At 39.5% G+C, this 14,637-nt stretch carries 14 protein-coding genes; 4 read left to right on the top strand and 10 right to left on the bottom strand.

Features of this window, described 5'->3' with window-relative positions; all coding sequences use genetic code 11:
• Positions 1-106 precede the first annotated feature (106 nt).
• The gene (locus KK487_RS07285) at positions 107-1,117 is read left to right on the top strand and encodes a GlxA family transcriptional regulator (protein ID WP_013464843.1); all 1,011 of its coding nucleotides are present in this window, start codon (positions 107-109) and stop codon (positions 1,115-1,117) included.
• On the opposite strand, the gene KK487_RS18530 is transcribed toward KK487_RS07285, so the two are convergent.
• A complete protein-coding gene (locus tag KK487_RS18530; RefSeq protein WP_244152565.1) occupies positions 1,106-2,152 on the bottom strand; it encodes a GGDEF domain-containing protein in 1,047 nt (348 codons plus the stop codon). The genes KK487_RS07285 and KK487_RS18530 overlap by 12 nt on opposite strands.
• Before the next feature lie 232 nt (positions 2,153-2,384).
• Here KK487_RS18530 and KK487_RS07275 point away from each other — a divergent pair, with 232 nt between their 5' ends.
• The gene (locus tag KK487_RS07275) at positions 2,385-3,614 is read left to right on the top strand and encodes a sensor domain-containing phosphodiesterase (RefSeq protein WP_215522110.1); all 1,230 of its coding nucleotides are present in this window, start codon (positions 2,385-2,387) and stop codon (positions 3,612-3,614) included.
• A 12-nt stretch (positions 3,615-3,626) separates the two neighbouring features.
• Here KK487_RS07275 and KK487_RS07270 read toward each other — a convergent pair whose 3' ends face one another.
• From KK487_RS07270 to KK487_RS07260, 3 genes are read right to left on the bottom strand one after another with little or no spacing between them, the layout of a single operon-like run.
• Positions 3,627-4,139, bottom strand: a complete 513-nt coding sequence (locus KK487_RS07270) for an MgtC/SapB family protein (protein ID WP_013464839.1) — start codon at positions 4,137-4,139, stop codon at positions 3,627-3,629.
• 16 nt (positions 4,140-4,155) lie between these two features.
• Complete coding sequence (locus KK487_RS07265; protein ID WP_024601052.1) at positions 4,156-5,301, bottom strand: GNAT family N-acetyltransferase/peptidase C39 family protein; 1,146 nt, start codon at positions 5,299-5,301, stop codon at positions 4,156-4,158.
• A complete protein-coding gene (locus KK487_RS07260; RefSeq protein WP_028835308.1) occupies positions 5,301-6,695 on the bottom strand; it encodes a RimK family ATP-grasp domain-containing protein in 1,395 nt (464 codons plus the stop codon). Before KK487_RS07260 ends, KK487_RS07265 begins: the two co-directional genes overlap by 1 nt.
• Positions 6,696-7,010: 315 nt before the next feature.
• Between KK487_RS07260 and KK487_RS07255 the strand changes: the two genes are divergently transcribed.
• Positions 7,011-7,346, top strand: coding sequence for a zinc ribbon domain-containing protein YjdM (locus tag KK487_RS07255; RefSeq protein WP_013464836.1), 336 nt, complete (start codon positions 7,011-7,013; stop codon positions 7,344-7,346).
• Between the two features lie 147 nt (positions 7,347-7,493).
• On the opposite strand, the gene KK487_RS18525 is transcribed toward KK487_RS07255, so the two are convergent.
• From KK487_RS18525 to KK487_RS07225, 6 genes are all read right to left on the bottom strand, one after another.
• The gene (locus KK487_RS18525) at positions 7,494-7,835 is read right to left on the bottom strand and encodes a hypothetical protein (protein ID WP_231485830.1); all 342 of its coding nucleotides are present in this window, start codon (positions 7,833-7,835) and stop codon (positions 7,494-7,496) included.
• 154 nt (positions 7,836-7,989) lie between these two features.
• Positions 7,990-8,538, bottom strand: coding sequence for a dienelactone hydrolase family protein (locus KK487_RS07245; protein ID WP_138764088.1), 549 nt, complete (start codon positions 8,536-8,538; stop codon positions 7,990-7,992).
• 104 nt (positions 8,539-8,642) lie between these two features.
• Complete coding sequence (locus tag KK487_RS07240) at positions 8,643-9,119, bottom strand: GreA/GreB family elongation factor (RefSeq protein WP_013464833.1); 477 nt, start codon at positions 9,117-9,119, stop codon at positions 8,643-8,645.
• Between the two features lie 101 nt (positions 9,120-9,220).
• A complete protein-coding gene (secF, locus tag KK487_RS07235) occupies positions 9,221-10,150 on the bottom strand; it encodes a protein translocase subunit SecF (protein ID WP_215522109.1) in 930 nt (309 codons plus the stop codon).
• Positions 10,143-11,981 (bottom strand): protein translocase subunit SecD, encoded by a 1,839-nt coding sequence (gene secD, locus KK487_RS07230; protein WP_215522108.1) that lies wholly within the window; start codon positions 11,979-11,981, stop codon positions 10,143-10,145. Before secD ends, secF begins: the two co-directional genes overlap by 8 nt.
• 108 nt (positions 11,982-12,089) lie before the next feature.
• The gene (locus tag KK487_RS07225; RefSeq protein ID WP_028835311.1) at positions 12,090-12,551 is read right to left on the bottom strand and encodes a hypothetical protein; all 462 of its coding nucleotides are present in this window, start codon (positions 12,549-12,551) and stop codon (positions 12,090-12,092) included.
• Between the two features lie 113 nt (positions 12,552-12,664).
• Between KK487_RS07225 and KK487_RS07220 the strand changes: the two genes are divergently transcribed.
• Positions 12,665-14,455, top strand: a complete 1,791-nt coding sequence (locus KK487_RS07220; protein WP_024601058.1) for an ABCB family ABC transporter ATP-binding protein/permease — start codon at positions 12,665-12,667, stop codon at positions 14,453-14,455.
• Positions 14,456-14,637 lie beyond the last annotated feature (182 nt).

Below are 14,637 nucleotides of genomic sequence, written 5' to 3'. Positions count from 1 at the left end.
TTATAAGAATATGGAGTCAGTTTAAATGGATTACGCACACAACTTTGTGCTTTAATAGCCAAATATTAAGCATAAAAGGCCAAAAACAACTGGTCGGAGCATTTGAATGAGCAATAACCCAACAAATCCACCATTAAATATAGCTATTGCTGTTTACTCGCATCTACTGGTAACTAGTTTAACCTTGCCAATTGAAATGCTCAGAGCAGGTGAAGCGTTCGCCAAAGGGCACACTAGTAAAAAAAACTTCAGAGCACTGAATATTCATTTAATTGCAAAAAATATGGCTCCTATTGCAACCAGAACAGGTTTAGCCATCGTGCCTGATTGCAGCAGTGATAACGCCCCCTATTGCGATTTAATCATTGTTCCGGGTATTTGGCGTAATCCACGGCCTGTTGTTAAAACGAATCAACCAATAGTTAATTGGCTCAATGAGAGTTTTACCATGGGTAGCCATATTATTGGTGTTGGTACCGGCAATTGTTTGCTCGCAGAAGCCGGTTTACTTGATGGTCACCCTGCAACCACTCACTGGCATTATGCCAAGCAATTTTCTCAAGATTATCCAAACGTTAGCTTAAAACCTGATTTTTTTATTACCCAATCAGAGCGTATGTATACGGTAGCCAGTTTAAATGCCTTAGCTGACGTTATTGTTCATATTATTAGCCAATACTATGGTAAAGAAGCGGCGCAGCATGTTGAGCGGAACTTTTCACATGAAATACGTAAACCCTACGAAGATCAACGCTACTTAGAAGGCGCCGTTAACCGACATGCTGATGAACTTATTGCACAAATACAATTTTGGTTAAAAACTAATTTATCTAGTGAGTTAGATTTACAAGAAGTCGCGGCACAATTTAGCTTAAGCTACCGCACGTTTACACGCAGGTTTCGACTTGCTACAAATCAAAGCCCTATAGAGTACTGGCAGCAGCTACGTGTTGAAGGTGCAAAAGAATTACTGGCCTCATCGAACTTATCAATTCAGGAAGTCGCGTTAGAAGTTGGTTATAACGATCAAGGGCATTTAACCCGTGTGTTTAAAAAGGTATTGAGCCAAACCCCGAGCGAATACAGAAAAGTAGTCAGACGAAAGTTATTTGGTTAATGTTTCTTTGCCCTTGTTTGATATTTTAGTCAGGCCGTTGACAACGCAGTTTCGACCGTTGTTTTTAGCTAAATATAAATAATTATCGGCTAATCTTAAAATTTCACTCAGGTGAGTATGCTCAAGTGCATCAATACCGACCAAGCCAATACTGATAGTGATGTTTAACGTGCTCTGCATATAAGTAAATTGATGATTTTGTATGTCAGTTCTTAGCTTATCCATTGTGATTATAGCGACCTCTATGTCGTCATTTACCACCAATGTAAATTCTTCACCGCCAAAACGATAAACATGTTCATCGCCTAAATGTTTTTTAAATAACTGTGTTAATTGTACCAGCACTGCATCACCGGCATCGTGCCCATATTTATCGTTTACTTTTTTAAAAAAATCCAGATCAGCTAAGGCAAAACAATAGGGGTTAGAAAAGTCGATATGGTTATGAAAATGGCTTTTAAAAGCACGCCGGTTATAAGCCTGTGTTAAGCTGTCGCGTAATGCTAAATTAATAATTTCCTCTTGATTAGAGGCTCTCATCGATTCAAAAACATGTGAAACACCCCACACAATAATATACGTCAGAGAAAGATTAATGATGAGCTTAAAATTTATTTCAACTAACCGTTTGTCGATAACATAAAACAGCAGTAACAACGTAATCAAAAAGCCAAAGCTGCTTATAAAGCCATGCTTTTTTCCAAACAATAAGTAAACCAATACAGGAAGAGTACACACCCAATGCGATATGCCAGTCTCTAAGTTAATTGCGGTGATAGCAAGCAACACAACCGCAAAGTAAATATAAATAACAGCATAGCGATGCCATAATTTAGAGCGGTTTGTTCTCGTTTGGTGATAGGTATAAATACAAAAAAAAGCTAATGCAAGTTCAATAAAGCCCAAAACATAATTTTTACTCATAAACACATTAACGTAAGCGACAACTAAAGCAACTAATGTAATTATTAAGCTTATATTTTTGAATACGGTTAATCTGACTGATTCTGTTTTATCAAATGAATGCTGATGCATTAATATCCCTTTAAATTATTACCTCCCATAAACTTCAAGCATATCAGCCTAGGATTAAAAAATAGATAATAACTACAACTTATATGTAAGCCTACTTACTATAACAGCTAATATTAGCCTAAATTTAAATATGCGTGAACAAAGATTGATAGGCCTTGATTAGATCTTTTTATATATATAAATTATAGTATTACTCATTAGGTGTAGTGGTATTAACATAGGGAGATAGCCGATGGATGAATTAACCAATTTGCTTGTCGAACAACACAACAATGCATCCATTAAGGCTAAACTAGCTAACTTACTCACTTTGGTTCGTAAACATTTAGATATGGATGTTGCTTTTATATCTGAATTTATTAACGATGAGCGTGTTTTTAAAGTGGTCGATAACCCCTCTGAAAACCAAATTGTTAAAGTGGGTAATGCCGATCCGATTAATGAAACGTATTGCCAACAAATCACCGACAACAAGCTAAGCCCTATTATTACTAATACCAAAGCAAACCCAATAACCAAAGCGATGCCGGTTACAAAAAAATTAGGTATAGGGGCATATATAGGTGTACCTATCAACCTGTCGAACGGGAAATTATATGGTACGTTTTGTTGTTATAAATCACACCATGATGAGAGCTTAAATGAGCGCGATTTATCTTTTTTAAATATTATTTCAGAAATAGCGACCGGATTAATTCAAAAGAGTTTAGATAAAAGCGTATCGTACAACCACACAAAATCAACTATTGAGCAAATTATTAGCGATAATGATATTAGTATCTATTTTCAGCCTATTTATAGTCAACTAAATAATAAAGTTGTAGGTTTTGAATCGCTTGCACGTTTTTTTACCACCCCTTATAAAACCCCTGATATCTGGTTTGAAGAAGCGAGTAAGGTGGGTTTAAGTGAATCATTAGAAATGCTGGCCATTAAAAATGCAATAGCCAATATGGCAAAGTTTAATAATACAACTTACATTGCCATTAATTGCTCGCCTTCGCACATTCTTAGCGGTGCACTTGAACGAACATTACAACAGATTGACTGCACTAGGCTGGTATTAGAAATTACTGAACATTCGCCAATTTCTAATTACGAAAAAATGCGAGCTCCACTTAGGCCTCTCAGAAACAAAGGTCTGCGCTTGGCCATTGACGATGTAGGCGCTGGCTTTTCCTCATTTCAGCACATACTAGAGCTTGAGGCCGATATTATAAAATTAGATATTAGCCTGACTCAAAATATAAACACAGACGATCGTAAATTTTTACTGGCAAAAGCATTGTGTGGATTTGCAAAAGCAATCGACTGCACCATTGTTGCCGAAGGGATCGAAACCGCAGAAGAACTAAACTCGTTAAGAATACTCAATGTAGACAGTGTACAAGGTTATTTTACTGGCCGCCCCGCACCAATTGAAGATGCGCTTAGCTTCCAAAACAAAGCACTACCCGCATAAAAACGCCACTAATTAGTGGCGCTCGGTATCAATACTGTCTTTTCGATAATAGCGTTTATGATAACTTTTCACTTTAGCATGCACACCTTTACTTAAGCTTTTAAACTTAGCTTCTAGCACGTCAACGCCGTATAAAATACCCACCACAAGCACCGAGAGCTTAATAGCAGCCCCGAGGTTTTCGGTTGCTATCATCACGCCAATGGAAGCCAGTACCCAAATGGTGGCAGCAGAGGTAACCCCGACTACCGCACCGTCTTTTGCGAGCATTACGCCTGCGCCTAAAAAGCCGATGCCGGTAATTATTTGCCCGACTACGCGAGAATGATCAATCACATCCCCTTGTAAATTAAACGCAGTCGATAAAAACAAGTAAGTACCTAAGGTGATCAGTGCAGAAGTACGGATCCCTACAGGTTTGCCACGCAATTGCCGTTCTATACCAATAATAGCCCCACAAAAAGCCGCCGTACCAATAGCTGCCCACGAGTATGGGGCTACATCGATAAAATCTAAAAATGTCACTTAAAATCCTAATCTATTATTTTTTACCAATAGCAACTGCCGTTCTAAGCCTTTGACTACCAAAAGCCGACATTTTACTAAAATCGCTGCGTGCAATTGGCACATATTGACAGTCAATCGCTAATTGATTGTCGTTACCTGGTTCGCAAAACGGGTCATGTACGTACACACAGTGCGCATCTAAATGAGTAACACATACCCAATGCGGTGATTTTTTTCCATCAAACCGATAAGTGCTTATTAACAGTAACACACTAAAACCTTGGTTTAACCACGTTTCTATATCAGTTAGTTCAACATCTTTATAGGTAACAGGAATATTAGCCGAGGCTATGCCTTCAACAAATTGCTGATGTACTGTCGCCAGCACCGTTTTTTTATTATCACTGCGTACCCCATCTAAAAATAATGGCTCTGAGGTATTAACAATGACCTCACTTTTAAATCCCCGTTTATTTGCAGCCAGTGCCAAACCAAACGGATGACAACCGCCATGTCCCGAGGTCATAAAAATGGTGGTGCCTTCACGCCATAAAGCTAATTCGTGTGACTGACTCAGCTCTGTGCTGTTATCAAGCGAGCCCATTGCCATTAATAATGCCGCAGGCCCACAGGTAAACTCGGTAGTTTGCTGATACCATGGCGTTAAACGCTCAACTTGCAACTCGCTGGTTTGACGGATGTTTTTTTGCATGCGCAAGGCATCACTGTGATCATCGTAATAATCACTGTACTGACCAAAAACACGATACCCTACACTTTTATAAAGCCCTATGGCGCTGTCGTTATTTACTGCCACTTCTAAACGCAAATAAATACGCCCACGCTCACTAGTGGCTTTTTCAAGGGCTTTAAGCAGCGTTTTAGCGATTCCTTTGCCCTGCATCGTCGGTAATACGGCTAACGAATACAAACGCGCTAACCGCGTGCCTTTATGGCACCACACCAAACCGTAACCACATAATTGCGCATTGTGCTCGGCAACTAATAAAATCCCATGTTTAGCACTAAGCCAGCGCTTTAAACTTCGCGCACTAAGCTTATCGTTACTAAAGCAGGCATTTTCAAGCGCCACTAAGGCGTTTAAATCACTCGCGCTTGCAGGGCGAATACTAATATCCGCCCCTGCAAAAATCGTTATATCAGACAATGCGTTAAGCATTAGCCGCGACCTCGTGCTTCAAGGCGCTGTTTAAACTCATCCATAATGATCATGTATAACTCATCACCTAAGTAACCATCTTCTACTTTGTGATCAATACTTGGGTTATCGTTTACTTCCAACACATACGCACGGCCTTGATGCTCTTTTACATCCACACCGTATAAACCCTTACCCACGGTTTTACATGCTTTTAAAGCAGCATCCAGTACAGCTTTAGGTAATTCAAACGTAGGTAATGTTTCAAAGCCACCCGAGAAAAACCGTTTCGCGTCATGGTTATATATTTGCCAATGGTTACGCGCCATTAAATAACGACACGCATAAATAGCACGACCATTAAGTACCCCTACACGCCAATCATATTCTGTGTACATGTACTCTTGCGCCAGAACTAACGCACTTAAAGCAAATAATTCACTAAGCTTAGCTTCTAATTCATCACGATTAGCAACTTTATACACGCCTTTTGAAAACGACCCTTCTGGCATTTTTAATACCAGCGGATAAGTAAACGACGCTTCTAATTGCTCAATTGTGTCTTTTGATTGATCTGCCACCACCACGGTTTTTAAACTCGGTACTTTTTGATAATTGAATGCATCATGTAAGTACACTTTATTACAGCATCGTAAAATAGACTCCGCATCATCAATCACCACTAAACCTAGGCTTTGCGCTTTACTTGCAAGGCGGTACGTTGGGTGATCAATCGCTGTTGTTTGGCGAATAAACAACGCATCAAATTGGGCAATATTGTCTATTTCCTCAAAGCTGAGTGCTTTTGCGTTAATACCATGTTTCGCTGCTGCTTTTATAAAACGGGCTATTGCATCTTTATCACTTGGCGGTACTTTTTCGTTATGATCAACCAATATCGCCATATCCCAACGAAAACGGCGCTCAACTTTACCAATACGCCATTGCGTTTGGGTAAACTCATTTAGCTTTTCAATAAACGCAGCATATTGCTGCTCGCTTAGGGACGCTAATGATCCTTGTTGTAATAGGCCTTGCTCATCAACAAATAAAATAGGTGCCGGATATTGTTTAAATACCGATTTAGCGGCTTTAGCTTGTTGATCATTTCCCGCATGACCAAAATAAACAGCACCATCAATATGGCCAATATTTTGTAATGACGCTTGATTGCTTCGAAGCGCGTTAATTGTTTTTACACTCGGTAATACTTGGTGCTTGCGCGCCTCAGCAAGTAACGAACAGTAATAGCCTTTACTTAAATACTGGCTAGCATCACATAGATTTATTATGCGGGTTTTTGGTTCGTTGCGTTTTGGGTAGTCACGCAAATAGGTGTTAAAGGTAATGACATTTTCAAATGAAAGAGCAAGCGTTTGCTCATTGTTATCAACCACAATTAAGGTTTTAAACACGACTTTTCCTAGTTAAGTCAAAATATACAAAGCAGCCTTGCTAATCAGTTAGCTCAGCGAATAAAACAGCAAATAGAAACACCTATCGCACTAAGTGCAGCATTTAGCAAATCACTTAATACGATAGGTGCTTTAACGAATATCTACTATAAACGTTAGCGCTTAAATTGCTTAAGCGACAGGTGATTTATATGCCCTTTTTTAGATGCGCACAAACGAGATATTTTTAGCGTAAAGATAAAAATTTTTGATGAACTTTTTTATTGCTAATTTGTGTTTTAAAATAGCCAAAATTTAATACTAAAAGTGATCATCATGTCTCTTCCCGCTTGTCCTAAATGCCAATGTGAATACGTTTACGAAGACCAACAGCTGCTTATTTGTCCAGAATGTGCCTATGAGTGGAACCCGAATGTTACTAATGACGAAGACGCTATTTTAGTGAAAGACGCAAACGGCACTTTACTTGCTGATGGCGACAAAGTAACCGTAGCTAAAGATTTAAAAATTAAAGGTAGCTCACAAGTTATTAAAATTGGCACCAAGGCCTTAGTAAGACGTGTACTTGATAAAAAAGATCATGAGCTTGACTGTAAAGTAGATGGCATAGGTGAAATGATGGTGACGGCTAAATTTGTTAAAAAAGCCTAAACCCATTGAAATAAACAATTAAATACAGCAATAACCTGCGTAATCTTGGCGCTTTATTGCATTAACAAACTGACATCCACTTTAACTAATTGATTTTCATCGCCTTTTAAAAATTGAAAATCTAAATTAAGTTCTCAAAGTGGTGTGTTAGTTGTCTAGTATTACTACTTCTGCTTTGTGAAAGTGTGTTTTTGCGCTTTGCAAAACATCGGCAGTAAACTTTGAGTTTGGCACTGGTATATCAATAACATTGCCACTTTTACAAAATAAAGTAACGGTATTTGACGCTAGCTGTATTTTAATTATCGCCCCTTTAGGAATAAGCTGCATTCTACTTTTATTATTATTGAACCAGTGAGGTTTTTTGCAAAGTAGAACGTTTTCTCCAATATCAGAAAAAACACGCTCAGGCCTAAACGTTAAGTACTTTATAATTAAAGCCGTGAGTAAAACACCCGTAATTGTGACGGTAAAAATCCCTATCTCCATAATATTCCTTTAAATTTATGTCCTTTATTTAACTGCTTATCCGTTAATGATTATCAGACTCAAGCAAATCTTATAAGTTCACGCTATAAATGCCTTAGTTGTGATTGAGTGAAACCGGCTAACATCGAGTTATAAACACTCCTTAACTAGTTTATTATATTAGCTTATTAGATAACACAGTTAATGTTTCATCGTAAGCGCGTTGATTAAAATTATTCGAATGCGGGTTCATAAAACCATGCAAATAATCAACACACTTAGCGGAAACATTAGGCTTTGTTGCCAACTTAGCCTGAAGTGCTTTCACATCAAAATGTTGCTCATAGTGAGGAAAAATTAACTCTATTTCAAATGCCGGGTTTAGCTCAGTATGGTGCCTAATTTGCGAGCTGTAAAAACAAATGCCCTTAGCTATCGTTTTAATCGCCGGATGTGCAGACATTGACCAAATTGCCGATGCGCCAACACTAAAACCAATCAATATGATGTTACCAGCGAGTGGTTTAATCGTTTTTTGTAAAATAGCTACATACTCATCAAGGCCAGTATGCTGACTAAAATACTCATAGGCCTGCTGTTCACTGTTAAATGCCATATCCACCCCGCCATAGGGATCGACAATAGACTGAGCGTTTAGTTCTTCAGCTAATGCTTTTAAAGCCGCTGTTTTACCAAATATATCACTAACCAAAACTAAGTTCATAAACGGCTCATCTTTAATTTTATTCTTTAAGTTTCAGGCAATTATTTAACAAAGAGGCCTACGAGATGCTGCGTCTCAGCGTAAGAGACAAATAAATACTACATTCAAAGCACTTTAACCACATCGTAACTATGTTTTACATCACCGAGTGTTAAACTAACTTCATCATCGACTTGTTTACCTAATAACTGTTGGCCTAATGGTGCACCAGAGGTAAGTACTTGAATAGTTGTGCCTTTAATATCAACGGTTAATCCACCAGCTGCTGGGCCTAAATAAAACCATTTTTGTGTGCCTGCATCATCTTCTAAACACACCAATGAACTGACTGCTATTGTGCCTGTAACGACGTCGTTGTAGATGGCTTCAAATAGTTGTATTTCTTTATAACACTCATTCACCCGATCAGCGTGACCTTGCGCTAAATACGCAGCTTCAAGCCCGAGCGTATCATATTGAGTTTCTGCAATGCTTTCTTCGTGGGTCGCGGTATCGTGGGCTGTTTGAGCTGCAATTTTCGCAGTATTAAGCTGCTCTTCTAAGGCAAAACGCAGGTGCTCTGTAACATGGGCTTTATTCATTTGGAAATTCACTAAATACGGTAAAATAATTTTGCCATTTTAGCATTGTTGCTACACCTAACACTATCCCTTTACTGTGTAACAACAATGCTGATTTAAGCCTATGGCATATCCATTAATGCCTGCGTTTGCTGATCCACTTGCTTATCGTAGTTTTTAGCACTTAACCCAAGTAGCTCGGGTAATGTTGCAGCAATACAAATGGACGATAACGTGCCTACGACTATTCCTGCAAACAGAGCAATTGCAAATCCCTGAAGCGGAGCCCCTGCTAACAGCCAAACACTTGCCACCGTTGCGAGCGTAGTCCCGGAGGTAATAAGCGTACGAGTTAAGGTGCTTTTAATAGCACTGTTGATAATACTGCTTGGTTTGAGTGTGATGTTTGTTGGTATGCGCAACAGCTCGCGCACCCTATCTCCAACTATTATTGAGTCATTTAGTGAGTAGCCAATAATCGCCAACAAACTGGCTAAAACAGTTAGGTTAAACTCTATTTGTAACCATGAGAATAAGCCAACCACCAGCACTAAGTCATGAAATAAAGCCACCACAGAGCCTAATGCCAAACGCCATTCAAAACGAACAGCTAAATAAATCATTACCGCGACCATCGCAGCAAATAATGCTAAGCAGCCTTGTTCAAATAGTTCATCACCCACTTGAGAGCCAATATAAGCCGATGATAAAACCTCAGCATTTATAGTTGGGTTTTGGCTAATAGCCGTTTTCCAGTCATTGTTATTGCCTGTATTATTGGGGCCTTGTGTTAGTTGAAAATGATTATTGCCCTGTGCTGTTAGCTCAAATTCACCCTGATGATTTTTAGCAATAAATTGCTCAAGCTGTTTTAGTTCAACACCTTGGCTGGTGGTAAACTCTGTTAAGTATCCACCCGTAAAATCAAGGCCAAAGTTTAGCCCTTTTTGTGCAATGGTGAATACCGACAACATCACAAATATGGCGCTGATCAGCATGCCTGTATAACGTATACGAGACCCTGCCTCACATTTTAAAAAAGAATTAAGCATGCGCGTTTACTCCTGCTTTTTTACCCAGCTTTAAATATAAGCTTTGGCTTAAATATTTCGATACATACACACCAGTAAATACCGATGTGATAAGTCCCAGCGCAAGCGTTATAGCAAAGCCTTTTACAGGGCCATAACCTATACCATATAAAATAATCGCGGTGATCATCGTGGTAATATTGGCATCTAAAATCGTATTCGCAGCTTGTTTATAGCCCTCTTGTATCGCTTGATATGGAGGGCGTCCTTTGCGGCGCTCTTCTTTAATGCGTTCAAATATAATCACGTTAGTATCAACTGCCATTCCTATGGTTAGCACCAAACCTGCAATACCAGGAAGTGTTAAAACCACCCCAGGTAATAATGACATTAACCCCACTAAAGACGTTAAATTTAAAACTAACGCAACATTTGCAATAAGCCCTAAACGACGATACCACAGCGCCATAAAGGCAAGCGTTAACCCCATGCCTAACATTAACGCCGCCAATCCATTGTTAATGTTGTCTTGGCCAAGGCTTGGACCAATAGTTTGTTCATGTACTATGGTCACTGGCGCCGTAAGCGATCCTGCACGTAGTAATAGCGCTAAATCGGCAGCCGCTTGCTGGCTTTGCATATTGGTTATACTAAAGCGTGAGCTTAAATGCTGGGCTATATTCGCTACATTAATGACTTCGCTTCTTTTAACCACTTCACCTTTAGCATTTTGTGAATACTCTGAATAGAGCGTTGCCATCGGCTTGCCTATATTCGCTTTAGAAAACGCCGACATAGCATCGCCACCTTGGCTATCTAGGCTCAGTTGTACTAAAGGTTTACCCCAGTCATCACGGCCAATATTGGCATTATTAATGTGCTCACCAGTAAAAATAGGCACAGGGTCGAGCTTAATAGTCCCACCCGATTGCAAATTAAATGTTTGCCCGCCAATCTCTTTAAGTTGATAAAATCCAAGTGACGCGGTAGCACCAATAATACGTTTTGCCTCGGCTGGGTCTTGGACGCCGGGTAGCTCAATGCGAATGCGCTGCTTACCTTGGCGCTGTGTAACCGCCTCGGTAATTCCTAACTCTTCAATGCGTGAGCGAAGCGTAGTGAGTGTTTGGCTCATGACTTGTCTATCAAATGCGCTGCGCCCTTGCTCAGAATAACTCACTTTAACGACCTGTAAGTTGCCATGAGTTGATGTGGTTATAGTTAGATTTTCAAAGCGGCTTTTAAGGTCGCTAATAACTGAGGTTAGCTTTTCAGCTGCATTTTCTAATGCACTTATTTCAAAGCCTTGGTTAGTTTGCTTTGCTTTAACACCATAGGCTTTTTGTTTAACAATAATGGCTTTCGTTTGCTGGTAAGCACTGAGTAATTGCTCATCAATGGCTTTATCTAAATCAACATCAAGTACAAACAATACCCCGCCGTTTAAATCAAGACCCAGCTTTATGGGCGATAAACCAAACTCTTGTAACCAAACAGGGCTGGTTGCATGTTCTACAATTTTAACTTGTGTATTTGGGTAATTCGATTTTATAGCCGCTTGAGCTTGGGCACTTTGCGTAGGTGTATTTAAAAGCACATTAATTGTTGCTTGGTTTTCTACCCCTTGGCTGACCTCAAAACCTTGGCTATTTAAAAAGCGCACTATGTTTTCAGTACTTGGTATTGCTTGTGTTTTAACCTCAGGTGCGGCACTAATATGCAACCACGATTTATTCGGGTATAAATTAGGTAAAGCGCTTATTGCCAGTAAAACCAATACAACCAACATGGCTACATAGCTTAATTTAAATTTAGCCATAAATGGCTTTTTTTGTTTTTTTAAACTTAACATAGTTGTTCCTTATTACTCGGCATAGCCCAGTAACGTACCTATTAGGCACAATTAAACTTAAGGTCAAAACGCGATGCGTTAAAACCAATTAACGATAATTAAGGAACTTTAAGCGTGGTAGGTGGTTACAGCGGTGTATAACAGATTCGCATCTTTCCAGCCGCTCAAGCGCGACTTTTTACTTTTAAATACCCAGGTATACCAAGGCTGATTTATGGTGACTGCTTGCGGTCGCAAAAAAATATGCCTACACCCATTTAGCGCAAAAAACTCATGCACTACATCGTATTCAGGATCGCCCTGCGCACTGTGTAAAAATAAAAAGGAGTTATTGGCTGTTAGCCTAGGTTGATGCGCAGCAAACTCAGAATGCTTTGAGTTTTTATGCTGTAAATTACCTAGCGACTTTAACGGTGTGGGAGCGTTAGTTAAGTTTTCGACATTAACAACATGGCTATAACTGCTTTGGTTACTGTTTAATTCGTGCTTTACGCCCATAGCATGGCTTTGCACACTAAAGAGTGCAGCAAAAAACAAGCAAGTAGCTAAAAAAACGCGAAATTTAAACATCTGTCATTTAAAACTAAAATAAAGGATAGCTAGTATATAAGGGCAGCTAATTAAAATACAATAGCCAACATTAAGCTATTTCATTTATATAAAAACAAATACTGAGATCCTCAATGCGCTCCAGACAAAGTTCAGTAAAACGCCCCGATGCCATGAATTTAAAACAAAGCATTCAAACTCTTTGGCCTTATATCACTAAATTTAAAGGGCGTGTGCTGATTGCCATATTAGCGCTTGTGGGTGCTAAAGGCGCGACATTGCTCATGCCATGGGCTTTAAAAGAAATAATTGATGCGGTTGATAAATCAATTAACCCGCTACTGCTCGTCCCAACCTTATTACTCGTTATGTACGGCGCACTGCGATTTGCCAGCGTGTTTTTAGGTGAAGTACGCGATGCTGTATTTTCTCGAGTCACCGAGCATGCCATGCGTGATATTGGCCTTAAAGTATTTAAACATTTGCATTCGTTAGATTTAGCCTTTCATTTAGACAGACAAACTGGCGGTATAAGTCGAGACATAGAGCGCGGCACCAGTGGTTTGAGCTTTTTAATGCGCTTTTTAATGTTTAATATTGTGCCCACGTTGTTTGAAATAATGACCGTGGCGATTATTTTTGGCACCTTATTTTCTATTTGGTTTGCGCTGATCACCCTACTTGCTGTGGCTATTTATATCTTTTTTACCGTGGCAGTTACCCAATGGCGAAACCGCTTTATTCGCGAGTCAAATGCTGCCGACAACCAAAGTAACACACGCGCCATCGACAGCTTATTAAATTACGAAACCGTTAAATACTTTAATAACGAAGAGTATGAAGCTAAAACTTACGATACGTTTTTAGCAACCTGGGAACAAGCACGATTAAAAAACAGACTCTCGTTACTGGCGCTAAATTCAGGGCAAGCACTCATTATTGCCTGTGCAATAACCGCATTAATGTGGCTTGGCGCAAGCGAAGTTGTCACGGGCGAGTTAACGATTGGTGAACTTGTGATGATCAATGCGTATATGATTCAACTCTTTTTACCGCTCAACTTTTTAGGGTTTGTGTATCGCGAAATACGCCGTGCCCTCACCGACCTTGAAAACATGCTCGGCCTGCTTAATACACAACCTAAAGTGGCGGATGCTCATGAGGCTAAAGAATTGGTCATTAAACAAGGTGAAATTAGCTTTGATAAAGTAAGCTTTCACTACGACAGTAAAAGGCCTATTTTAAAAAGCATTAGCTTTAATGTTGCTGCCGGCTCAAAAGTCGCGATTGTGGGTGCAAGTGGTGCAGGAAAAAGCTCATTAGCCCGATTACTGTATCGCTTTTATGAGCTGTCATCAGGCACTATTAGCATAGATAAACAAGCAATTAATACAGTTACTCTTGCAAGCTTGCGTAAAGCCATTGCGATAGTCCCCCAAGATACTGTGCTGTTTAATAGCACCATCCGTGAGAATATTGCCTATGGCAGACCCTCAGCAACTGAAGATGAAATAAATAAAGCAATTAACATGGCGCACTTAACCGACTTTATAAATAGCTTAGACAAAGGCGATAAAACCCTCGTGGGTGAGCGCGGGTTAAAAGTCTCAGGGGGTGAAAAACAACGGATTGCCATTGCCCGTGCTATTTTAAAGCAATCACCCATCTTAATCTTTGATGAAGCAACTTCCGCGCTCGACTCTCATGCAGAGCAAGCTATTTTAAAAGCAATGCGAGAAGTGGCAAATGATCACACCAGTATTGTTATTGCACACCGACTTTCGACCATAACCGACGCAGACTCAATTATTGTTTTAAAAGCTGGTGAAATTATTGAACAAGGCAAACACCAAGAACTACTAAATCAAAACGGTGAATATGCCCGTATGTGGGCATTACAGCAAAAGCAGTCAAAGGCGCAATAAACTAAGCCGCTCAAGAACGATTTAAGTAGTTGAGTATTTTTTTGCTATTTTGATAGTATTTTATTCATCTTATCGACCGGTACGGTTATTCACCTCAAAAGGTTTGTTTGAAGTGAAGTTATCAATACAATCAAATAGCTATTTTTATAACAAAAATATAACGAATTAAATAACGTGAATTC

Origin of the sequence: Pseudoalteromonas sp. SiA1, from assembly GCF_018732205.1 — a bacterium.
In the GTDB taxonomy this organism is placed as follows: domain Bacteria; phylum Pseudomonadota; class Gammaproteobacteria; order Enterobacterales; family Alteromonadaceae; genus Pseudoalteromonas; species Pseudoalteromonas tetraodonis.
This window is presented reverse-complemented; position numbering and strand designations above follow the sequence as displayed.

Bases quoted from the DNA above. Each gene is read 5' to 3' on its own strand.
- KK487_RS07220 (WP_024601058.1), top strand. From the start codon at position 12,665: ATGCGCTCCAGACAAAGTTCAGTAAAACGCCCCGATGCCATGAATTTA.
- KK487_RS07240 (WP_013464833.1), bottom strand. From the start codon at position 9,119: ATGAATAAAGCCCATGTTACAGAGCACCTGCGTTTTGCCTTAGAAGAG.
- KK487_RS07275 (WP_215522110.1), top strand. From the start codon at position 2,385: ATGGATGAATTAACCAATTTGCTTGTCGAACAACACAACAATGCATCC.
- KK487_RS07285 (WP_013464843.1), top strand. From the start codon at position 107: ATGAGCAATAACCCAACAAATCCACCATTAAATATAGCTATTGCTGTT.
- secF (WP_215522109.1), bottom strand. From the start codon at position 10,150: ATGCTTAATTCTTTTTTAAAATGTGAGGCAGGGTCTCGTATACGTTAT.
- KK487_RS07265 (WP_024601052.1), bottom strand. From the start codon at position 5,301: ATGCTTAACGCATTGTCTGATATAACGATTTTTGCAGGGGCGGATATT.
- secD (WP_215522108.1), bottom strand. From the start codon at position 11,981: ATGTTAAGTTTAAAAAAACAAAAAAAGCCATTTATGGCTAAATTTAAA.
- KK487_RS18530 (WP_244152565.1), bottom strand. From the start codon at position 2,152: ATGCATCAGCATTCATTTGATAAAACAGAATCAGTCAGATTAACCGTA.
- KK487_RS07255 (WP_013464836.1), top strand. From the start codon at position 7,011: ATGTCTCTTCCCGCTTGTCCTAAATGCCAATGTGAATACGTTTACGAA.
- KK487_RS18525 (WP_231485830.1), bottom strand. From the start codon at position 7,835: ATGGAGATAGGGATTTTTACCGTCACAATTACGGGTGTTTTACTCACG.
- KK487_RS07245 (WP_138764088.1), bottom strand. From the start codon at position 8,538: ATGAACTTAGTTTTGGTTAGTGATATATTTGGTAAAACAGCGGCTTTA.
- KK487_RS07225 (WP_028835311.1), bottom strand. From the start codon at position 12,551: ATGTTTAAATTTCGCGTTTTTTTAGCTACTTGCTTGTTTTTTGCTGCA.